The following is a 21,489-nucleotide window of genomic DNA, read 5'->3' on the forward strand; positions in this document are numbered from 1 at the left end:
TCGGTCGTCTCGTCGGGGCGGTCGTCGCTGCCACCGGTACGGCGGGTACGGCGCGAAGCTCGGGGGCGGCTCCCCATCGTACGGATGAATCTATCGTCTGCCCGGCCGGGTTGCTCCCCCCGCCCGGACCTTGGTCGGGCATCCTCCCGAATTCATCGCAGAACCACCTCTCTTACTACCCGTTGAGGAAGCTGCTGATGCCGTCGGCGATGCCCTGAGCCGCCTTCTGACGCCAGCCCGCACCGGTGAGCAGGGCGGCATCCTTCGGATCACGCATATTGCCGCATTCGATGAAGACTTTGGGCACGGTCGACAAATTCAGTCCGCCGAGATCCTTGCGGGTGTCCAGTCCGGTATTGCCGCCGATGTAATTGGAAGGCGCACTTCCGGTAGCGCGGACGAAGAGCCCGGCGATACGGGTGCCGAGATCGCGGGACGGGCCGACGATCTTCGAGGTGTCCGCGCCCCCGCCGCGTACCGATGCGGGAAGGATCACATGGAAGCCGCGGTTGCCGGCCGCGGATCCGTCGGCGTGCACGGAGACGACCGCGTCGGCTCCGGCCTTGTTGCCGATCCGGGCCCGCTCGTCGACGCACGGCCCGAACGGCCGGTCGTTGTCGTAGGTCAGCACCACCTTCGCGCCCTGCGCCTGCAGCAGCGTGCGCAGCCGGTGCGACACGTCAAGGGTGAACTCGGCTTCCGCGTAACCGGAGTTGGTGGAGGTGCCGGTGGTGTCGCACTCCTTGTGCGTGGTGCCGATGTCCACCTGCCGGCCGATCTCGGCGGTGTGCAGGTGATTGCGCGGATTGTGGCCGGGGTCGATGACGACCGTCTTCCCCGACAGCGGCCCGGACGAGGTGCCCGGCGCGGAGGCCGAGGGGGAGGCGGGCGCCTTGGACGGGGTCCGGCCGGTGTGCGCCGGAGACGGGGAGGCCGGGCCCGGTGAGGAGGCCGGTGCGGACGCCGGCGAGGAGGCGGCGCTGCCGTCCGGGCCGGGCCCGGACCGCGCGGTGTCGCTCGCGCCGCCGCAGCCCGCGAGGCCCAGACACAGCAGGGTCAGCGTCGCCGCGGCGAGCAGGGCCGGGCGGCGCGGGGCGGGGGGAACGCTCTCGTCGTGACGCACCCGGCGATGCTATCCGGGAGCCCGGCCGGTGTCCGGAGTGCTCAGATCCCCGGCCCCGTGCGCCGCAGGACGCGCAGCGAGTCCGTGACCGAGATCTCGGCGAACGCACCGGAAGCCAGCGCCCGCAGATAGACGCGGTACGGGGCCTGGCCGCCGTGCGCCGGATCGGGGAACACGTCGTGGATCACCAGGAGTCCGCCCTCGGCGACGTGCGGCGCCCAGCCCTCGTAGTCGCCGTTCGCATGCTCGTCGGTGTGGCCGCCGTCGATGAACACCAGGCCGAGCCGGCCGCCCCAGACGGCCGCGACCTGCGGGGAACGCCCCACGAGCGCCACCACGTGCTCCTCCAGACCGGCCGCGTGCAGCGTCCGGCGGAACGTCGGCAGGGTGTCCATCCGCCCGACCTCCGGGTCCACCACCGTCGGGTCGTGGTACTCCCAGCCGGGCTGCTGCTCCTCGCTGCCCCGGTGGTGGTCGACGGTGAGGGCGCTCACCCCGGCGGCCCGGGCGGCGTCGGCGAGCAGGATGGTGGAGCGCCCGCAGTAGGTGCCCACCTCCAGCAGCGGCAGTCCGAGCGCGGCGGCCTCGGCCGCGGCCTCGTACAGCGCCAGTCCCTCCACCACCGGCATGAAGCCCTTGGCGGCCTGGAACGCGGCAAGAATCTCCGGCTTGGGCTCGGCGGCCACGGGGTTCCTCCTGGTGGGACGGGGTAGGCGACGGCGCCCCATCGTGCCGTACGTTCCGGTGCCGGGTGTGCGCGGGGGGTGATGTCGCCCCGCGCGCGACGCCGTACGCCCCCGCCGACGGTGTCGGCGGGGGCGTACGGGAGGGGTGTGGCCCCCGTCGGGGCGGGCCCCCCGGCACAGCTGTGACGGAGGGATCAGCAGCTCTGCCAGAGTCGGGTCATGACGCGGACGCCGAAGCGCAGGCCCTCCAGCGGGACGCGTTCGTCCACGCCGTGGAAGAGCCGGCCGTAGTCCAGGTCGTGCGGAAGCTTCAGGCCCTTGAAGCCGAAGCAGCGGATGCCCAGGTGGGTGAAGGCCTTGGCGTCCGTGCCGCCGGGGTTGCAGTACGGCACGGGGTGTCCGTCCGGGTCCTCGGCGCGTACCGCGTCGCACATGGCGTCGACGAGCGGGCCGTCGAACGTGGTCTCCATCGCGATGTCGTGGTTGACCCACTCGCGGGTGACCGAGGGGAGCAGCAGCTTGTCGATCGTGTCGATCAGCTCCTGCTCGTGGCCGGGCAGGAAACGGCCGTCGACGCGGGCGGTGGCCTTTCCGGGGATGACGTTGGTCTGGTAACCGGCGCTGAACATGGTGGGGTTCGCCGAGTTGCGGAGCACCACCTGCATGAAGTCGGAGACCGGGCCGAGCCTGGCGAGAGTGCCCTCGATGTCGTCCTCGTCGAACTCGACACCGTAGAGCCGGGCGGCCTCTTCGAGCAGCGCGCGGACCGGTTCGATCAGCCGCACCGGGAAGGTCTCGCGGCCGATCCGGGTCAGCGACTCGGCGAGGTCGGTGACCGCGTTCTCGTCGTTGGGGGACGAGCCGTGGCCGGCCCGACCCGTCGCGGTCAGCTCCATCCAGGCCATGCCGCGCTGGGCGTTCTCGATCGGGTAGAGGCGCCGGGTGTCGTCGATGGCGAAGGAGAACCCGCCGCCCTCACCGATCGCCTCGGTGACCCCGGCGAACAGTTCCGGGCGGTGCTCGACCAGCCAGTGGGCGCCGAACTTGCCGCCCGCCTCCTCGTCGGCGAGGAAAGCCAGGACCAGGTCGCGCGAGGGCTGCGTGCCGGTGCGGGCGAAGTGACGGGCGGTGGCCAGCATGACGGCCACCGTGTCCTTCATGTCGATCGCACCGCGGCCCCACAGGTAGCCGTCCCGGATCTCGCCGGAGAACGGCGGCACCTGCCACTCGGAGGCGTCGGCGGGGACCACGTCCAGATGACCGTGGACCAGCAGGGCGCCGCGCTCCGGATCGCGGCCCGCGATCCGGGCGATGACGCTGGCCCGGCCCGGCGCCGACTCGATGAGCTCCGAGGCGATGCCCACCTCGGCGAGGCGGCCCACGACCCAGTCGGCGCTCGCACGCTCGTTGCTGGTGGGGTTGGAGGTGTCGAACCTGATCAGTTCGGCGCAGAGGTCGACCACCTCGGCCTGGGCCTCGTCGGAGGCGGGGACCAGGGGCGCTGCGGGGTCGGGTGCGGTGCTCATGCTGCTCCCACGGAGGTGGTGGTGCGGGCGGCGGGGGCCGAGTCGTCGTCGTGTCCCTCGTCGTCGAGGGTGGAGGTGCCGTACGGCCGCACCCAGCCCAGCAGGCCGAGTACGCAGTACAGGAGGAAGGCGGTGGCCAGCGAGTTCAGGGCCGGGATGCCGCCGTCGTAGAACTTGCCGACGCAGAAGGCCGCGATCCAGATGGCGAGAGACATCGGCACCCAGGTCGGCGAGGAGGACGGGAGGGTCTCGGACTCGCGGGTCTCGTCCAGCGGCTTGCGCATCTTCTTCACGACCCAGTACTCGGCCACGATGATGCCGCCGATCGGCGGGATCGCGACGCCGAGGATCGTCAGGAACTCGGTGAAGTGGGTCATGATCCCGACCGCGGACAGGAGCGTGCCCGCGATACCGAGGGCGATCGTGACCGCGCCGCGGTGGACGCGCTTGCCGAAGACGACCTGGAAGAAGTTGACGACGCCGAGCGAGGAGCCGTACAGGTTCCAGTCGTTGATCTTGGCGGTGGACATCAGGACCACGATCACGCCGAAGGCACCGGAGGTGGAGAGCACGATGTGCGAGACCTCGTTGCTCTTCACCAAGTGGCCCAGGAGCACGCCGGTCAGTCCGACGATGTATTCGGAGAGGATCATCGAGGAGGCGCTCTGCAGGAAGACGTGCGAGCCCTTCCGGTTGTAGCGGGTCATCTCCGGGGAGACGATCGCGCCCGTCATGTAGCCGCCGGCGATGGCGGTCGCGGCGACGGCCAGCGGGATCGTGTCACCCGGCGGCGGCGAGTGGATCAGATCGCTGAACGAGTGGTCGTTCAGCGTGGTGATCACGGACCAGGCGACCATCGCGAAGAAGAGCGGCGTGACGACCTTGGCGAAGTTGGCCATGTACTTGAAGCCGAAGATCACCAGCGCGGTGATGGCGATACCCGCGATCACGCACCACATCCAGGACGGCCCGCCGACCAGCGCCGAGACGCTGTCGCCGAAGATCGTGTTCTGGACGCCGAACCAGCCGACGAGGCTGACCGCGATGACGAAGCTGACCAGCGCGGAGCCGTTGCGGCCGAAGCCCACCCAGCGGGTCAGCATCGGGGTCGCGAGCCCCTCGCGCATCCCGGCCAGGCCGATCGCGAAGATCACGATCTCCAGGATCACCGCGCCGAGCGTGAAGGCGAGGAAGGCGTCGCCGAACGTCATGCCGACACCGATGGTGGCGCCGAGCGTGAACTGCGAGATCGAGCCGGACTGGGCCAGCCACTGGAGCAGCATGGACCAGAAGCCGAACCGCTTGTCGCGCGGGACGCGTGAGAGCGAGTAGTCGTCGCTGCCGATGCTCTTGGCCTCGGGGGCCACGGCCTCGGCCTGCGGGGCGGCTGCCATCAGGACTCCTGGGGTGTACGGCCGAAGGTCTGCAGGTGAGCCAGCGACCCGTAGCGGTTGACGAGGTTGTCGAACTCCACCGCGTCGTGGAAGTCCAGGTGGCCGCCGCCGTAGGCCTTGGCGACCTCCACGGCGTAGCGGGCGGCGGACGCGATGTCGCTCTCGTGACTCGCGCCGGTGCCGCAGCCGGGCACCGCGGCGGCCGAGGTGATGGCCAGGCCGATGACGGGAGCGGCCGTCGCGGTGGAGGGCTGAAGAATCGAATTGATGTGGTGTGCACCGTTACCGTACGGCGTGATGTCCTGTGTGGTCACGGGGTACGTGACCAACGGCTCACCGGTTACCACGGCCAGCAGCTCGCCGAGCTGCTCGCTGACCCGGAGCACCCAGCCCTCCTTGACGGTCGGCGACAGGGCCAGGCCCTTGTGGTTGATGATCCGGTTGCCCTTGGTGGTGTCGATGGAGAGCACGGCCTCCATCCCGTCGGTCACCTCGTGGCGGTTCATGGTGGCGATGTCCACGGGCGAGCCCATGAACGGCACCGGGTCGTGCGGCTCGGTCGGCGCGTCCGGACAGATGTGGGTGGCGACGACCACGTCACCGGGCAGCACATCGCCGCGGCGGCGCATGTCGAGCAGCTTCGCGGCGGTGGCGACGGCCGAGACGGCGCCGTCGGCGTCCGAGACCAGGCCGGTCACCTCGGGCCGGGCGCCGATGCCGCCGAGCCGGCCGATCACGCCGAGGGTGCGGGCGGTGCCGCCGGCCGTGCGTCCCCGGGAGCCGGGGATGCGGACCGTCACGAAGTCCGTCGAGCCCCGCTCGCCGGTGACCGTGGTGACCTCCGCGGACGAGCCCTCGGCCCCCGCGACGGAGTCGAGGTACTCGATGACCGTCTTGCCGTTGGCCCGGGGATCGTCCAGCAGATCGACGATGTCCAGTACGTACTTCAACATGGGGGGCCTTTCTCGCGCATCCGTCACACCCGTCCGGCGCCCGGCAGGGAGTGGGACGCCGGACGGGGTGCTGAGAGCAGATTCGGGATCGGATAGCGTTGAACGCAACTGTTTCCCGTTATTTGCAATTCAGGTCTGAATGGTGAGATGAATGGCGGACTTCGATCTGGACCGGCGCACCCCAGCCGGGGCCCTGCAAACCGTCGACCGGGCGCTCCTCGTGCTGCTCGCGTTCGAGCGGACCCGACCCGACTGGGGCGTCACCGAGGTCGCCGAGGAGTTCGGCTGGGACACCTCGGTGGCCCAGCGGCTGCTCGCCACCCTCGCGGGCCGCGGCTTCCTGGTCTCCGACCCGGCCACCCGCCGCTACCGCATCGGACCCGCCGTGCTGCGGCTGGGCAGGCTCTGGGAGCGCTCGGGTTCGCTGGAGCTGCTGGCCGGGCCGGTCCTGGAGGAGCTGCGCAGGGCCACCGGTGACACCGTGCTGTTCTGCCTGCCGGACAGCTTCCACATGCGGTGCGTGGCCGCCGAGGAGGGCGAGACCGGGCCGCTGCGCTACTACCCGCTGGTCGGTGAGCTCTACCCGGCGCACGCCGGGGCGACCAGCAAGTCTTTCTACGCCTACCTGCCGGACGAGCAGCGCCACCGGCTCTTCCGGGGGCGCCCGATGGCCCGGTTCACCGACCGGACCGTCACCGATCCGGATCTGCTGGAGCAGGAGTTGCTGAAGGTCCGCGCCCAGGGGTACGCGTGGACGGTCGGCGAGTACGACACCGGCGTCGCGACCGTTGCCGTACCGGTCTTCCTCGGACGCGAACCGTACGGAAGTCTCAGTCTGGGCGGCGCGGAGGAACAGTTCCAGGGGGCGCCGGAGAACCGGCTGGACGCGCTGCGGCAGGCGGCCGAACTGCTGGAGAAGCGCCTCACCCACCCGCCCCAGCGCCCGAAGCCCAAGACCCGCCGCACCCGCGCGGCCTGACCCGAAGAGAACCCAAGAGGAACCCCGTGAATCTGCTCCTGCTCTCCAACTCCACCCAGCACGGCTGCGGTTACCTGGAACACGCCCTCGACACGGTCGCGGCGTTCCTGCCCGCCGGCGCCCGGCTGGCGTTCGTCCCCTACGCGCTCGCCGACTACGCCACGTACACCGCGCGCGTCCGGGACGCCCTCGAACCGGCCGGCATCAGCGTCCGAGGCGTTCACGAGAACGCCGACCCGGTCGCCGAACTCGCTTCTGCCGACGCGGTGTTCATCGGCGGCGGCAATTCCTTCCGGCTGCTCGGCGCGCTGTACAGGACCGGTCTGCGCGACGCCGTGATCGGGGCGGTGCGCGACGGACTCCCGTACATGGGAGCCAGCGCGGGGACGAACATGGCGGCGCCCACCCTGCGCACCACCAACGACATGCCCATCGTGCAACCGCCGTCCTTCGAGACGCTCGGCCTGGTCCCGTTCCAGATCAACCCGCACTATCTGGACCCGGACCCGGACAGCACCCACAAGGGCGAGACCCGCGAGGAACGGCTCACCGAGTTCCTGGAGGAGAACGACGTACCGGTGCTCGGCCTGCGCGAGGGGTCATGGCTGCGGGTCAACGGGCGCCAGGCCCGGGTCCAGGGCGCCCGCCCCGCCCGGCTGTTCACCCGCGGCGCGCAGCCGCAGGAGCTCCCGGCGGGGACGGACGTCTCTCATCTGCTCACGACCGCACCGAGGTTCGACGCGCCGGTGCGCTGACCGTCAGCACCAGGTCGGTCTCGGCGGGCCGCCCGCTCGCCGGGTGCGCCGCCGGGTAGGCGCGCGGCGCGTATCCGGCGGCCGATCCGGCCAGCACGAAGCTGCCGCCGGCCGGGGCGGCGAGCGTGTAGCGGCCCGCCGCGTCCGTCGTGGTCAGCCCGGCCTGCCGGCCCTGCCGGTCGATCAGGGTGACGTTGGCGCCGGCCACCGGCGTCCCGTCGGCCTCCAGCACCCGGCCGCGGAAGCCGCCGGAAGCGGGGAGCGGGAGCGGGGCAGGAGTCTCCTGGGCCAGTGCGTCGCCCGCGCTGCTCGCCAGCAGGACCGGTGCGGCCGCGGCCCGCTGCGACGGCAGGAACGCCGCCAGCACCAGACCGACCAGCACCGCAGCCGTCGCGATCATGAACGAGGTCCGGAACCCCTCCATGCTGGGCACCGCGACCGGCCCCATCTGCTTCGAGGTGTTCGCCAGCACCATGCCGATCACCGCGCTCGACACCGAGGTGCCGATCGAGCGCATCAGGGTGTTCAGCCCGTTGGCCGCACCCGTCTCGGAGGCGTCGACCGCCCCGATGATCAGGGCGGGCAGCGAGGAGTACGCGAGTCCGATGCCGGCCCCGAGCAGAACCGCGATCACGATGGTCTGCCAGGCGGCGCTCATCAGGCCGAGCCCGGCCCCGTAGCCGATCGCGATGATCAGCATGCCGAGCATCAGCGAGACCTTGGGGCCGTACCGGGCGGACAGCCGGGCGTACAGCGGGGCGACGAGCATCATGGTCAGGCCCAGCGGCGCCACGCACAGTCCGGCGACCACCATCGACTGGCCGAGGCCGTAGCCGGTGGACGTCGGCAGTTGGAGCAGCTGCGGCAGGACCAGCGAGACGGCGTAGAAGGCGACCCCGACCATGATCGAGGCGAGGTTGGTGAGCAGCACCTCGCGGCGGGCGGTGGTGCGCAGATCGACCAGTGGCGCTTCACTGCGCAGCTCGAACACGCCCCACAGCACCAGCACGACCAGGGCGGCGGCGATCAGTCCGAGCGTGGTGCCCGAGGTCCAGCCCCAGTCGCTGCCCTTGGTGATGGGCAGCAGCAGGAGGACCAGGCCGGCCGAGAGGCCGAGCGCGCCGGTGACGTCGAACCGGCCGGGGGCCCGCAGCGAGGTCTCGGGCACGGCCAGCACGGTCAGCCCCATGGCCAGCACGCCGAGGCCGGCCGAGCCGAAGAAGAGGGTGTGCCAGTCGGTGTGCTGGGCGACCAGCGCGGCGGCGGGCAGCGCGAGTCCGCCGCCCACGCCGATCGAGGAGCTCATCAGGGCCATCGCCGAGCCGAGCTTCTCGCGCGGCAGCTCGTCGCGCATGATGCCGATGCCCAGCGGGATGGCGCCCATGGCGAAGCCCTGGAGCGCGCGGCCGACGATCATGATCACGAGATCGTCGGTGAAGGCGCATATCAGGGAGCCGATCACCATCACGGCGAGGCTGGCCAGCAGCATCTTCCGCTTGCCGTTGAGGTCGCCGAGCCGCCCCATGATCGGGGTGGAGACGGCTCCGGCGAGCAGTGTCGCCGTCATCACCCAGGTGGCGTTGGACGGGTCGGTGTGCAGAAGGGCGGGCAGGTCCTTGATGACGGGGACGAGCAGGGTCTGCATCACCGCCACGGTGATACCCGCGAAGGCGAGGACGGGGACGATCCCCTTGCCCGCCTTCGACATCCGCGGATCAGGGAGCTCCGCGGACTGCTGGTCGTGCGTCGTCTGTGGCATACGTGCGGCCTCCGGGCAGCGGAAGAGGGAGGGGTGGGCGGGGGTGCGGGTCGTGCGGCGGACGGCACTGACCGCCAAGTGTGTGCACGGTGAAACCTTCCGGGTCTCCGAGGTATTCCGCTGAACGGGTGCGAACAGGACACAGTCGCGACCGGGACCGCGGGCCGGTCCGGAAACAGACACCCATCTGACCTTCCGTCAGATTGAAACGTGTTCTACTCTTGCGCCGTTCCAGTGGCTGCGACCGGCGAGGATCCGCATGGGCATCGGAATCACCGAAGAACACAGGGAGCTCGCGCAGGCCGTGCGGGGGTGGTTCTCGCGCGCGGCGCCGACCGGGGAAATACGGAAACTGCTCGACGCGGACGCCCCTGCTGGCACCGGCGCACGCCCTGCCTACTGGGACGGGCTGGCGGAACAGGGGCTGCTCGGCATCCATCTGCCGCAGGAGGACGGGGGCGGGGGCGGCGGCCTGCCCGACCTGGCGGTCGTCCTCGAAGAGGCGGGACGGGCCGCGTTCCCCGGCCCCTACCTGGCGAGCACCCTCGCCGCGGCCGTGCTGCACGCCTCCGGGACGGCGGCCGCCAAGTCACACACGCCGGAGAGGGAAGGGGGCGCGCCGCCCGGTCCGCAGGCGGAGGGGGATGTGCCGCGCACCCGGGGGGCGGCGGCTGAGGTCCCGCGTTCCCCGGGGACGGACGCGCTGGTGCGGGACCTCGCCGCGGGCCGGCGCATCGGCGCCGTCGCCCTCGCCCCCGGCGGCCTCACCGCCGTCGAGGAGGGGGACGGGTACCTGCTCGACGGGGAGCTGCCACCGGTGCTGTCCGCAGCCGGGGCCGACCTGCTGCTGCTCCCCGCCGCCTCGGCCGCCGGCACCCGCTGGTTCGCCGTCGACACCACCACGCCGGGGCTGGCCGTGCGCCCGCACCGCAGCGCCGACCCGACCCGGCCCACCGCCGAGGTCAGGGCCGCGGGTGTCCTGGTCCCCGCCGGGCGCCTGCTGCCCATCGGCTCCGCGCTCGTGAGCGACCTCGCCGCCGTCCTGCTCGCCGCCGAGGCGTGCGGCACCGCGGCCCGATCGCTGGAGACCGCGACCGAACACGCCAAGGTCCGCGAACAGTTCGGCCGCCCCATCGGACAGTTCCAGGGCGTCAAGCACCTCTGCGCCGACATGCTCGTACGCGTCGAACAGGCCCGCGCGCTCGCCTGGGACGCCGCCCGTGCGGCCGGGGAGCCCCCGGAGACACGGGGCATGACCGCGGCCCTCGCCGCGGCGACCGCCCTGGACGCCGCGTACAGCTGCGCCAAGGACGCCATCCAGATCCTCGGCGGCATCGGCTTCACCTGGGAGCACGACGCCCATCTGTATCTGCGCCGGGCCCTGGTGGCGCGGCAGCTGCTGGGGGCCGGGGACGTCCACCGGCTGCGGGCCGTCCGGCTGGCCGGTGCGGGTGCCAGGCGTGAGCTCACCCTGGAGCTCCCGGCCGGGGCGGCCGCCTACCGCACGGCGGCCCGCGAGGCCGTCGCCGCCGCCCGGGGCCTCGAACCGGGGGCGGCCCGCCGCGCCCTCGCGCCCACCGGCTACGCGGCCCCGCATCTGCCCGCACCCTACGGACTGGGCGCGGGCCCCGTACAACAACTGGTCGTACAACAGGAGTTGCGTGAGCAGGGGGTGAAGCTGAGCGACCTCTCCATCGCCACCTGGGTGGTGCCCTCCCTCCTCGCACACGGGACGCCCGAGCAGCAGGACCGCTACCTCCTGCCGACGCTGCGCGGCGAACTCCTGTGGTGCCAGCTGTTCTCCGAACCCGGCGCCGGCTCGGACCTCGCCTCGCTGCGCACCCGGGCCGAGCGGACCCCGGAGGGCTGGCGGATCAGCGGCCAGAAGGTGTGGACGAGCGCCGCCCAGTGGGCCGACCACGGCATCCTCCTCGCCAGGACCGACCCGGACGCCCCCAAGCACCGCGGACTCGGCTACTTCCTCGTGGACATGAAGAACACCGAGGGCATCGACATCCGCCCGCTGAAGGAGATCACCGGCGACTCCCTCTTCAACGAGGTGTACTTCGACGACGTCCTGCTGCCCCACGACGCCCTCGTGGGCGAGCCGGACGGCGGCTGGCAGGTCGCCCGCAACACCCTGGGCAACGAACGCGTCCACATGGCCGACCAGATGGCCTTCGACACCGGCCTGGAGGCCCTGATCGAGCGCGCCGCCGCACTCGACGACGCCTGCCGGGCCCGGATCGGGGCGCTCGCCGCCGAGGCCCACGCGCTGGCCTGCATCGGGCTGCGCACCACGCTGCAGCAGGTCTCCGGACTGGAGCCCGGCGCCGGCGCCTCGGTGCGCAAACTCGTCCAGACCGTCCACCAGCAGAAGGTCGCCGAACTCGCCCTCGAACTCCTCGGCCCCGCCGGTGCGGTGGCCGAGGGCGCCGGGGAACGGGCCGTGCACGGGTTCCTGATGTCGCGCTGCCTCACCATCGCGGGCGGCACCACCCAGGTTCAGCTCAATGTCGTCGCCGAGCGCATCCTCGGCCTGCCGAGGGACTGAGAGGACACCCCACCATGAGGGCAGCGAAGGCCATGAGGTCGTACATCGTCGGCGTCGGGATGACGAAGTTCGAGAAGCCGGAGACCCGCGACTGGCAGTACTGGGACATGGCGAAGGAGGCCGGGACGGCCGCGCTCGCCGATGCCCGCGTCGCGTACCCGGACGTCCAGCAGGCCGCCGTGGGCTACTGCTTCCAGGCCTCCACCGCCGGGCAGCGCGCCGTGTACGGGCTGGGCCTGACCGGGGTGCCCGTCTACAACGTCAACAACAACTGCGCCACCGGCTCCACCGCCCTGATGATGGCCCGGCAGTTCGTCGAGGGCGGCGGCAGCGACTGCGTCCTCGCGCTCGGCTTCGAGAAGATGGCGCGAGGATCACTGGGCGGCGGCGGCTCCGACGGCGGCGCGGGGGACTTCAAGACGTCCCCGGTCGCCCGGCACTACGGGATCATGGCCGCGGCCCACGGCTTCGAGATGACCCCGCCCACCGCCCAGATCTTCGGCAACGCGGCCCGGGAGCACATGGAGCGCTACGGCACCACCGAGGCGCAGCTCGCCGCCGTCGCCGCCAAGAACCACCGCCACTCGGCGGACAACCCGAACGCCCAGTTCCAGGACCCGTACACGGTCGATGAGGTCCTCGCCGCCAAGTCCGTCCACCGCCCGCTGACCAGGCTGCAGTGCTCGCCGACCTCCGACGGGGCCGCCGCGGCCGTCGTCGTGTCGGAGCGCTTCGTCGACCGGCACGGGCTCGGCGGGCAGGCCGTCGAGATCGTCGCCCAGGCCATGACGACCGACACGGAGGACTCCTTCGCCTCCGGCACCTGCATCGACGCGGTGGGACTGCCCATGTCGCGCGCCGCGGCCCAGCAGGTGTACGCGGCCTCCGGACTCTGCGCCGACGATCTCGACGTCATCGAACTCCACGACTGCTTCTCCATCAACGAACTCCTCACCTACGAGGCGCTCGGCCTGTGCGGCGAGGGCGAGTCCGGGGCGCTGGTCGCGTCGGGCGCCACCACGTACGGCGGCCGCTGGGTGGTCAACCCCTCCGGCGGGCTGATCTCCAAGGGGCATCCGCTCGGCGCCACCGGGATCGCCCAGGCCGCCGAACTCACCTGGCAGCTCAGGGGCGAGGCGGGCGCCCGGCAGGTGACCGGGGCCCGCACCGGGCTCGCCCACAACATCGGTCTCGGCGGTGCGGCGGTGGTGACGCTCCTGCGCCGCTGAGGCCCCGGTGGGGCCCCGGTGGGGCGCCGGTGGAGTCCCGGGCCCTACGCCGCTGGACCGAGGCGAGTACGGTCCGGAAACCGATGTACGGGGTGCGGGGCGGCTGCGAGTATGACGCCCATGGTTGACGTCTCGACGCCCGCACGCCGTACCGACCGGCCCCGCACCCGCACCCGCACCTGGGCAGTGGTGCTCGCCGCCTGCGTCGGGCAGTTCCTCGTCGTGCTCGATGTGTCCGTCGTCAACGTGGCGCTCCCCTCCATGCGCACCGACCTCGGGCTGAGCGCCGCCGGACTGCAGTGGGTGCTCAACGCCTACTCGATCGCGTTCGCCGGATTCATGCTGCTCGGCGGGCGGGCGGCCGATCTCTACGGCCGCAAGCGGATGTTCCTCGTCGGCCTCGGGCTGTTCACCGCCGCCTCCCTGGCCGGCGGACTGGCCCAGGAGGGCTGGCAGTTGCTCGCGGCCCGCGCCGCGCAGGGGCTCGGCGCCGCGGTGCTCGCCCCCGCCACCCTCACCCTCCTCACCGCGGTCGTTCCCGAGGGACCCGCCAGGACCAGGGCCATCGGCACCTGGATGGCGGTCGGCGCGGGCGGCGGTGCGACCGGCGGACTGATCGGCGGAGTGCTCACCGACGCGATCTCCTGGCGCTGGGTCCTGCTCATCAACGTGCCGGTCGGTGTGCTCGTGCTGACCGGCGCCGCGCTCTGGCTCGCCGAGGGCCGGGGCGGCGGGCGGAGCCGTCTCGACATCCTGGGCGCGGTGCTCGTCACGTCGGGCCTGGCCTCCGTCGCGTACGGCATCGTGCAGACCGAGGAGTCCGGCTGGGCCGCCGCCTCGACCCTGCTGCCGCTGCTGGGCGGACTGGCGCTGCTCGCCCTGTTCGTCCTGGTGGAGGCCCGTACGGCGCAGCCGTTGATGCCGCTGCGGGTGCTCGGGACACGGGCGGTGGCTTCGGCGAACGCCGCGATGTTCGTGATGGGCTCGGCGACGTTCTCCATGTGGTACTTCATGACCGTGTACGCGCAGAACGTGCTGGACTACACCGCGTTGCAGGCCGGCCTCGCCCTGATGCCCACCTCGGTGGCCATCGTGGTCGGCTCCAAGTGCGCCCCGCGCCTCATGGCCCGCGTCGGTGCGAAGAACCTCGCCCTCATTGGGACAGTGGTCGCCGCCGCGGGCTTCGGCTGGCAGTCCACGATGACGGCCGACGGCTCCTACCTCACCGCGGTCTGCCTGCCCGGCCTGCTGATGATGGCGGGCGCCGGCCTGGCATCCACCCCGCTCGCGGCCCTCGCCACCTCGGGCGCCGCCCCCGGCGAAGCCGGCCTGGTCTCCGGTCTGGTCAACACCTCCCGCACCATGGGCGGCGCCCTCGGTCTTGCGGTGCTCTCCACGGTCGCCGCGGCCCGCACGGACGGCGCAGCGAATCCGGTGGACCTCACGGCCGGCTACGCCCTGGCCTTCCGCACGGCGGGCTCGGTGCTGCTCGCCGGCCTGCTGCTGATGATCCTCTGGCTGCCGCGCCACCGGTCGGTGCAGCGCTGAGGTCCGCGCCGGCCCGGAGGCGGGACCGGCCCGTCCGGCCGCTGCTACGGGGGTGGACTCGCGGCAGTCCTGCTGCCGTGCGGCCAGGGCAGCAGTCCTACTGCCGTGCGGCCGCCCTCCCTCAGAGCCACCCCTGCTGCCGTGCGGCCCGGACCGCCTCCATCCGGTTGCGGGTACCCGTCTTGCCGATCGCCGACGAGAGGTAGTTGCGTACCGTCGACTCCGACAGGTGCAGCTTCCGCGCGATGTCGGCGACCGTCGCCCCGTCCACCGAGGCGACCAGCGCATCACGCTCCCGGGCGGTCAGCGGGCTGGGGCCCGCGCCCAGCGCGGCGGCGGCCAGCGCCGGGTCGACGACGGTCTCACCGGCCAGCACCCGGCGGATCGCCGCCGCCAGCTCCTCGACCGGCCCGTCCTTGACCAGGAACCCGGCCGCTCCCGCCTCCATCGCGCGCCGCAGATAGCCGGGCCGGCCGAAGGTGGTGAGGATCAGCACCCGGCAGTCCGGCACCTCCTCGCGCAGATCGGCGGCGGCGTCCAGCCCGCTGCGCCCCGGGAGCTCGATGTCCAGGAGCGCCACATCGGGCCGGGACGTCATCGCGGCGGCCACGATCTCGTCGCCCGCCCCCACCTGGGCCACCACCTCGATGTCCGGCTCCAGTCCGAGCAGCAGCGCGAGCGCGCCCCGCATCATGCCCTGGTCCTCGGCGAGCAGCACTCGTACGGACTTGACCGGCCGATGATCCTGCGGCATCTCGTTCACGGAGAACAGATTAGGGTCTTTCGTCTGGATCAGGCCGGGTCAGGGAGCGGTGCCGGGGCACGCGAGCCCGGCATGATCCGAACGAAAGACCCCAGGGCGGACGGCCTGTTGAGGAGCGTGTCGACGGCACCCGGCAGCCGACGCGCGGAAGGCGGCCGGCGGCGTACCTCCGGTTGCCCCCTGCCCGGTCCCGTGAGAATCTCGCGAATCCGTGCACCCGGCGGTGTCCCCCGCGCCGCCGCTCGTTCGTTGTGAAGGTGGGAGCTCACCGACTGGGAGCCCACTGACCCCGGAGGCCGCGATGCAGTACGCCCTGATGATCTACACCGCGCCCGACCAGGACGAGGCGCTGTCGGACGTCGAGCGGGAGGCGGCGTACGCCGAGTACCTGGCGCTGGCCGATGATCCGCGGTGCGTCGGGGCCGGGCAGCTGCAGCCTGCCGAGACGGCGACCAGCGTGCGCGTGGCCGGAGGGCGGACGCTGATGACCGACGGCCCGTTCGCGGACACCAAGGAGGTGCTCGGGGGCTTCTGTCTGATCGAGGCCGCCGATCTGGACGAGGCGATCGAGATGGCGGCGCGTATCCCGGCCGCCCGGCTCGGTGGCGCTGTCGAGATCAGGCCGGTGGTGCCGCGCTGAGCGTGCTGGAGGAGGTATTCCGGGACGAGTGGGGCCGGGTGCTGGCCTCGCTCGTCGGGTTCCTCGGTGACTTCGACCGGGCCGAGGACGCCGCGCAGGAGGCGTTCGCGGTCGCGGCGCAGCGCTGGCCCGAGGCGGGAGTGCCGGCCAATCCGGGGGCGTGGCTGGTGACGACGGCCCGCAACCGGGCGATCGACCGGATCCGCCGCGAGCGCACGCTGGCCGGGAAGGTCCACCTGCTGTCGGTACCCGAGACCGTCATGGAGGAGTCCGACGACACCGTGATCAAGGACGAACGGCTGGAGCTGATCTTCACCTGCTGCCACCCGGCGCTGCCGCTGGAGGGGCAGGTGGCGCTCACGCTGCGGGCCCTGGGGGTCTGGGGACCGCCGAGATCGCGCGGGCGTTCCTGGTCTCCGAGGAGACGATGAAGCGACGGCTGTCGCGCGCCAAGAACAAGATCAAGGCGACCGGGATCCCGTTCGCGGTTCCTGGCGCGCACTTGCTGCCCGACCGCCTCGACGCGGTGCTCGCCGTGGTCTACCTGATCTACAACGAGGGCTACCGCGGCCGGGTCGACCTCGGCGCCGAAGCGATCCGCCTGGGGCAGGTGCTCGCCGCGCTCATGCCGGACGAGGCGGAGGTGCACGGGCTGCTGGCGCTGATGATGATCCACCACGCCAGGCGGCTGGCCCGGTTCGACGGCGAGGACCTCGTGCTGCTCGACGACCAGGACCGCTCGCTGTGGGACATGCGCCGGATCGCGGCCGGGCGGGCGGTGCTCGACCGGGCGTACGCGCTGGGCGGGCGCGGGCCCTATGTGGTCCAGGCCGTCATCGCGTCCATGCAGACGCGGGAGCCGATCGACTGGCACAGGGTCGCCGGGCTGTACCGGCGGCTGGTCGAGCTCACCGGCTCCCCGGTGGTCGAACTCAACCGCGCCGTCGCGGTCGCCCAGGCCGGCGATCCCGCCGCGGCGCTGCTCGCCGTCGACCGCCTCGACCTGGACGGCTACCTCTACTTCCACTCGACCCGCGGCGAACTGCTGCGGCGGCTGGGCCGGCCCGCCGAGGCCCGGGCCGCGTACCGGCGGGCGCTCGCGCTGTCCACCACGGCACCCGAGCGGCGCTTTCTGACCCGGCGGCTCGAACATTTCTGAGCGGGGCTGTCCCCATGGCGGGTGCCCGTTCGTCGCTCCGGTGTGAGGGACGGACGTACGTGCCCGGACCGGCCCGTGGCGGTTGCCCGCCGACGGCCGGACCAGGGCGTCGTGCGCGCCGTCCGCACCCGCGCCGGGCCCGTACCGCCGGCCCGGCCGCGTACACCACAGCGATGGAGGAAGCCATGAACCCCACCCCCGCGACCCCCACGATCCCGGGATACCTGGCCGGCACCTGGAAGGCCGACCCGGCGCGCTGCGAGATCACCTTCTCCGTCCGGCAGGTGCTGGTCAGCAAGGTGCGTGGCCGGTTCACCGGCCACGACGTCACGATCGTCACGGGCGAGGACCCGCCGGGCTCGTCGGTCGCCGCGACCATCGACCTCGCGTCCGTCGACACCGGCAACGAACGGCGTGACGCCCACCTCCGCTCCGCCGCCTACTTCGAGGTCGAGGAGTACCCGACGATGAGCTACCGCTCCACCGGCATCCGCCGGACCGGCGAGGGCTGGTTCGTCGACGGTGAGCTGACGTTTCACGGGATCACCCGGCAGGTGCCGCTGGCCGTGGCGGTGAAGGGGTTCGGCCCGGACCCGTCGGGCGGCCGGCGGGCCTCCTTCTCCGCCACCGCCCGCATCAACCGGCGTGACTTCGGCATCGACATCGCGATGGACGGCACCGGCCTCGTGGTCGGCGAGAAGGTGTCGGTCGGCCTTGAGATCGAGGCCGTCCTCCAGGAGTGACCCCCGACGCCGGTCACGCCCCGCCGCCACGAGCGGCGACCTCATCCCGATGTTCCCGTCGAACCTAGGACCTCACATGTCAACAGCCCTGGCAGCAAGCAACAAAGCAACGTTCAGCCGTTTCCACGACGCCGTGAACAGTGGTGACGCGGACCGCATCGCGAGGACGATCGACGAGGTCGTCGACCCGGACGTGCTGTTCCACGCGCCGGTGCCCAGCGGGGTGACGGGGGTGCAGGCACTCAAGAACGTGTGGACGGTGCTCCTTGGCGCCTTCCCCGACCTGCACGTCGCCGTCCAGGACGTGGTCGCCGAGGGGACAAGGTCGTCTACCGGAACACGGTCACCGGGACCCACCGGGGCGAGTACCTGGGACTCCCGCCGACCGGGAGGTCCGTCGCCTACGGCGAGATGTTCGTCGTCCGCTTCGACGGCGGCCGGATCGCCGAGATCTGGGGGTCGTCGACGTCCTGGCGCAGATGCGACAGCTCGGCCTGGTTCCCGCAGGTCCTTCGTGATCCCGCCCGTCCCGCGCACCGGCCCGGGTGCGGGCGCTCACCGGTCCCCGGCGCAGGCCGGGTCCGCGCCGTCGTCCTCGCCCTGCTCGCCGGTCCCGTCCACCGGGAGCTCCGCGATGACCACGAAGCCGCCGGCCGGCCCCGGGCCCGCCTCCAGGGAGCCGCCGACCGCCGCGAGGCGCTCGGTGAGCCCCTTCAGTCCGGTGCCGCCGACGCCCGGGGTGGCCGGCCCGTCCGCGGAGGGGCCGCGGCCGTCGTCGGTGACGGTCAGCCGGACCCGGTCCTGGGTGCCGTCGACCACGAACGCACAGGTGGTGGCGGTGGAGTAGCGCAGGACGTTGGTGACGGCCTCCCGCGCCACCCAGCCCAGCAGCGCCTCCGTCTGCGGCGGGAGCGGCGGGCCCGAGCGCCGGACGGACGGCTCGATGCCGGCGGCGGTCAGCGCGGACCTGGCCCGGTCGAGTTCGGTGGCCAGGCTCTCCTCGCGGTAGCCGGTGACCGCCTCCCGGATCTCGGTGAGCGCCTGCCGGCCGACCGACTCGATGTCGGCGACCTGGAGGAGCGCCGCGTCCATGTCGCGCGGCGCGAGCCTGCGCGCGGCCTCCGACTTGACGACGATCACGGAGAGCGTGTGGCCCAGCAGATCGTGCAGGTCGCGGGAGAAGCGCAGCCGCTCCTTCTCGACGGCGGTGCGGGCCAGCTCCTGCCGGGTGGCGCGCAGTTCCATCACGGTGTCCGACAGGGTGAGGAGCGCGGCCGTCACCGCACCGGAGATGAAGGTGCCGTATCCCAGCGTCCACGGGGTCGACGTGCCGTCCTCGCGCCACACCGCGACGAGGCTCGCGACCACGGCGAGACCGAGCAGTCCCGCCGCCAGCCAGCGGTGCCGCAGGATGGTCCCGCAGGCCAGCGAGAGCAGCGGGAAGAACAGCAGCCAGCTGCCGCCGTACCCGATCGCGAGGGCGAGGGTGACGGCTGCCAGCGCGGCCAGCAGCACGTACGACACCGGGCTCTCGCGCTTGCGCTTGTCGAAGCCCCGGAACACCACCGACACGTAAAGGGAGTTGAAGGCGAGCAGGCCGAGACCGCCGACCCACGGGCTGGAGGTCTCGCCCTGGAAGAGGTTGGAGAAGGCGCCCAGGCCCATCAGCAGCCAGGGCAGCAGGACGTACGGTCCGGGCGGCCCCGGACGCCGCGGCCGCTGCGCCCGGCGGCGGCGCCGGTTGCTCAGCGCCAGTGATCCGATCCTCGACATGTTCGCTCCCGTCACACGGTCCTCGCGGACCGACGGTACGAGATCACGGCGTACGCACCGAACAGCAGGAGCCACCCGGAGAGTACGCAGATGGTCGACGCACCAGGTGCGTGGCCGTCGGTGGTTGCCCAGCCCAGGTCGGCGAACCGGTTGGCCGGGGTGAACCTGCCGAGGGAACCCAGCCACCCGGGAGCAGCTCCAGCGGGAACCACAGCCCGCCGACGACGCCGAAGCCCATCAGGCACGCGACGTTGACGACTCCGGTGCCCTGCGGCGTGAGCCGGTAGCCGTTGCCGAGACCGAGCAGGGTGAAGGGCAGGGCGCCGATCCACAGCAGCAGGGTCAGGACGGTCCACTGCCAGGCCGCCATCCGTACCCCGTTGACCAGTCCGCCGGCCAGCAGCACCGTCAGGATCGTCGGCAGCACGGTCACCGATCCGCTGATCGCACGGCCCACGACCGCGTGCGAAGGCGCGAGCGGGGAGACCCGCAACTGCTGGAGCCAGCCCAGGGACTTGTCGGAGGCGACGCCCGTACCGATCGACATGGCGGAGCCCAGCGCCCCGTACGCGGCCATGCCGACCATGGAGGCGGTCTTCCAGCCGTCGACGCCGTCCCCGCCGCCTATGTTGGTGAAGATCAGGTACATCATCACCGGCATCGCGGTGCCGAAGACGAGGAAGGTCCCGTCACGCAGGGTCCGGCGGATCTCCAGCACGATGTAGCGGAACATCAGACGGTCTCCTTCTGGTCCTGCGGAGCGGCTGTCGGCGAGGTGAGGGACAGGAAGGCGGCCTCCAGCGTGGCCGGGGAGACCTGCAGGCCCTGGACCAGGCCCAGTCGGGCGAGCTCCATGACGGTGGCGTCCGAGTCGTCGGTGTGCAGCAGTGCCCGGTCCCCGGTGACCTCGACGGTGACGACGCCGGGCAGCAGGCCGAGGCCCTCGGTGGGCCGGCCGGCCAGGTCGAAGGAGACCAGGCTGTGGCCCGCCGCGGCCTTGATGGTCCCGCCGCTGCCGTCCGCGACGATCCGGCCCCGGTCGATGACGACGATCCGGTCGGCGTTCCCGTCGGCCTCCTCCAGGTAGTGGGTGGAGAAGAGCACCGTGTTGCCGCGCCGGGCATAGGCCCGCATGGATTCCCAGAAGGCGTGCCGGGCCTCCACGTCCAGGGCCGCGGTCGGCTCGTCCAGCACGACGAGCTCCGGGTTGCCGGCCAGGGCGACGGCGAACCGGACCCGCTGGATCTGGCCGCCGGAGAGCTTGTCGATCCGCCGGTCCGCGTACTGCGCGACACCGGCCAGGGCCAGCGCCTCGGCGACCGGCATCGGCCGCGGGTAGGTGGAGGCGACGAAGGCGATCAGTTCGCGGACGGTCACCCGCTGGATGGGGCGCCCGTCCTGGAGCATCGCGCCGACCAGGCCGGCCCGTACCGCCTGCACGGGGGAGCGGCCCAGCACCCGCACACTGCCCGAGTCCGGCTCGTTCAGTCCCAGCAGCAGGCTGATGGCGGTGGACTTGCCCGCGCCGTTGCGGCCGAGCAGCGCGACGGTCTCGCCCCGCTCGACGGTCAGCCCGATCCCGTCCACGGCCCGCACGCTCCGGCCGGCCCGGCCGAAGGTCTTGACCACCCCGGTGAAGACCACCGCGGCCCCGTTCCCCGTTGTCTGCTTCATGTATCCGAGGCTAGGAGCGCCGGCCGCTCGCGGGCAGGGGCGCATGTACGGACTCGGCGGTGACAAATGTCCTGGCGCGCGGGGACGGCCGGGGGCCGGCAGCCGTATCTGACACGATGTCAGCAGTCTTCACAACTGCTGGGAGCTGCGTTATACATAGGGCCACCGGCTAGAACGCGTTCTAGAACGGACGTGGTCTTCCGGTCCCCGCACGACCTCGGTGCGGCCGAC

18 protein-coding genes and 2 pseudogenes are annotated in these 21,489 nt (G+C 72.2%); 10 read left to right on the forward strand and 10 right to left on the reverse strand.

Annotation, left to right across the window (positions count from 1 at the left end; genetic code table 11):
* Positions 1–175: 175 nt before the first annotated feature.
* The 5 genes from LNW71_RS23605 to LNW71_RS23625 all read right to left on the reverse strand — a co-directional run bounded on the left by LNW71_RS23605 (position 176) and on the right by LNW71_RS23625 (position 5,682).
* Complete coding sequence (locus tag LNW71_RS23605) at positions 176–1,123, reverse strand: N-acetylmuramoyl-L-alanine amidase (RefSeq protein WP_250970055.1); 948 nt, start codon at positions 1,121–1,123, stop codon at positions 176–178.
* Between the two features lie 41 nt (positions 1,124–1,164).
* Positions 1,165–1,851, reverse strand: coding sequence for a class I SAM-dependent methyltransferase (locus LNW71_RS23610; RefSeq protein WP_250970056.1), 687 nt, complete (start codon positions 1,849–1,851; stop codon positions 1,165–1,167).
* A 152-nt stretch (positions 1,852–2,003) separates the two neighbouring features.
* Positions 2,004–3,335 carry a M20/M25/M40 family metallo-hydrolase gene (locus LNW71_RS23615; protein WP_250970057.1) on the reverse strand — a complete coding sequence of 444 codons (1,332 nt, stop codon included), beginning with the start codon at positions 3,333–3,335 and terminating at the stop codon, positions 2,004–2,006.
* Positions 3,332–4,729: a cytosine permease gene (locus LNW71_RS23620; RefSeq protein WP_250970058.1), complete on the reverse strand. Its 1,398-nt coding sequence runs from the start codon at positions 4,727–4,729 to the stop codon at positions 3,332–3,334. Before LNW71_RS23620 ends, LNW71_RS23615 begins: the two co-directional genes overlap by 4 nt.
* Positions 4,729–5,682: a DUF1177 domain-containing protein gene (locus tag LNW71_RS23625; protein ID WP_250970059.1), complete on the reverse strand. Its 954-nt coding sequence runs from the start codon at positions 5,680–5,682 to the stop codon at positions 4,729–4,731. Before LNW71_RS23625 ends, LNW71_RS23620 begins: the two co-directional genes overlap by 1 nt.
* Positions 5,683–5,833: 151 nt before the next feature.
* On the opposite strand from LNW71_RS23625, the gene LNW71_RS23630 reads away from it, so the two are divergent.
* Positions 5,834–6,661 carry an IclR family transcriptional regulator gene (locus LNW71_RS23630; protein ID WP_250970060.1) on the forward strand — a complete coding sequence of 276 codons (828 nt, stop codon included), beginning with the start codon at positions 5,834–5,836 and terminating at the stop codon, positions 6,659–6,661.
* A gap of 26 nt (positions 6,662–6,687) precedes the next feature.
* Entirely contained in the window at positions 6,688–7,416 is a 729-nt protein-coding gene (gene pepE / locus LNW71_RS23635) for a dipeptidase PepE (protein WP_250970061.1), read from the forward strand.
* Here pepE and LNW71_RS23640 read toward each other — a convergent pair.
* Entirely contained in the window at positions 7,379–9,175 is a 1,797-nt protein-coding gene (locus tag LNW71_RS23640) for an MFS transporter (RefSeq protein ID WP_250970062.1), read from the reverse strand. The two genes, pepE and LNW71_RS23640, sit on opposite strands and share 38 nt — an antisense overlap.
* A gap of 259 nt (positions 9,176–9,434) precedes the next feature.
* Here LNW71_RS23640 and LNW71_RS23645 point away from each other — a divergent pair, with 259 nt between their 5' ends.
* The 3 genes from LNW71_RS23645 (at position 9,435) to LNW71_RS23655 (ending at position 14,506) form a co-directional block, all read left to right on the forward strand.
* The gene (locus LNW71_RS23645; protein WP_250970063.1) at positions 9,435–11,729 is read left to right on the forward strand and encodes an acyl-CoA dehydrogenase; all 2,295 of its coding nucleotides are present in this window, start codon (positions 9,435–9,437) and stop codon (positions 11,727–11,729) included.
* Between the two features lie 32 nt (positions 11,730–11,761).
* Positions 11,762–12,958, forward strand: coding sequence for a lipid-transfer protein (locus tag LNW71_RS23650; RefSeq protein ID WP_250972120.1), 1,197 nt, complete (start codon positions 11,762–11,764; stop codon positions 12,956–12,958).
* Positions 12,959–13,069: 111 nt separating this feature from the next.
* Positions 13,070–14,506, forward strand: a complete 1,437-nt coding sequence (locus LNW71_RS23655) for an MFS transporter (protein WP_250970064.1) — start codon at positions 13,070–13,072, stop codon at positions 14,504–14,506.
* Between the two features lie 121 nt (positions 14,507–14,627).
* Here LNW71_RS23655 and LNW71_RS23660 read toward each other — a convergent pair whose 3' ends face one another.
* Positions 14,628–15,260 (reverse strand): response regulator transcription factor, encoded by a 633-nt coding sequence (locus tag LNW71_RS23660; protein WP_250972121.1) that lies wholly within the window; start codon positions 15,258–15,260, stop codon positions 14,628–14,630.
* Positions 15,261–15,570: 310 nt separating this feature from the next.
* Between LNW71_RS23660 and LNW71_RS23665 the strand changes: the two genes are divergently transcribed.
* The 5 genes and pseudogenes from LNW71_RS23665 to LNW71_RS23680 all read left to right on the forward strand — a co-directional run.
* Positions 15,571–15,909 carry a YciI family protein gene (locus LNW71_RS23665; protein ID WP_250970065.1) on the forward strand — a complete coding sequence of 113 codons (339 nt, stop codon included), beginning with the start codon at positions 15,571–15,573 and terminating at the stop codon, positions 15,907–15,909.
* Positions 15,910–15,911: 2 nt separating this feature from the next.
* Complete coding sequence (locus LNW71_RS36550) at positions 15,912–16,340, forward strand: sigma factor (RefSeq protein ID WP_308294513.1); 429 nt, start codon at positions 15,912–15,914, stop codon at positions 16,338–16,340.
* Complete coding sequence (locus LNW71_RS36555) at positions 16,337–17,068, forward strand: DUF6596 domain-containing protein (protein ID WP_308294514.1); 732 nt, start codon at positions 16,337–16,339, stop codon at positions 17,066–17,068. The genes LNW71_RS36550 and LNW71_RS36555 overlap by 4 nt, the downstream gene beginning before the upstream one ends.
* Before the next feature lie 185 nt (positions 17,069–17,253).
* On the forward strand, positions 17,254–17,811 hold the full coding sequence (locus tag LNW71_RS23675) for a YceI family protein (RefSeq protein WP_250970066.1): 558 nt from the start codon (positions 17,254–17,256) through the stop codon (positions 17,809–17,811).
* Positions 17,812–17,887: 76 nt separating this feature from the next.
* Positions 17,888–18,210 (forward strand): annotated as a pseudogene (locus tag LNW71_RS23680) (ester cyclase); the annotation flags it as partial.
* Positions 18,211–18,366: 156 nt separating this feature from the next.
* Here LNW71_RS23680 and LNW71_RS23685 read toward each other — a convergent pair.
* The 3 genes and pseudogenes from LNW71_RS23685 to LNW71_RS23695 form a co-directional block, all read right to left on the reverse strand.
* A complete protein-coding gene (locus LNW71_RS23685; protein ID WP_250970067.1) occupies positions 18,367–19,584 on the reverse strand; it encodes a sensor histidine kinase in 1,218 nt (405 codons plus the stop codon).
* 11 nt (positions 19,585–19,595) lie between these two features.
* Positions 19,596–20,317: pseudogene (locus LNW71_RS23690) on the reverse strand (ABC transporter permease).
* Positions 20,317–21,258 (reverse strand): ABC transporter ATP-binding protein, encoded by a 942-nt coding sequence (locus LNW71_RS23695; protein WP_250970068.1) that lies wholly within the window; start codon positions 21,256–21,258, stop codon positions 20,317–20,319. The pseudogene LNW71_RS23690 and the gene LNW71_RS23695 overlap by 1 nt, the downstream one beginning before the upstream one ends.
* Between the last annotated feature and the right edge of the window lie 231 nt (positions 21,259–21,489).

The organism is Streptomyces sp. RKAG290 (genome assembly GCF_023701695.1).
GTDB lineage: Bacteria > Actinomycetota > Actinomycetes > Streptomycetales > Streptomycetaceae > Streptomyces.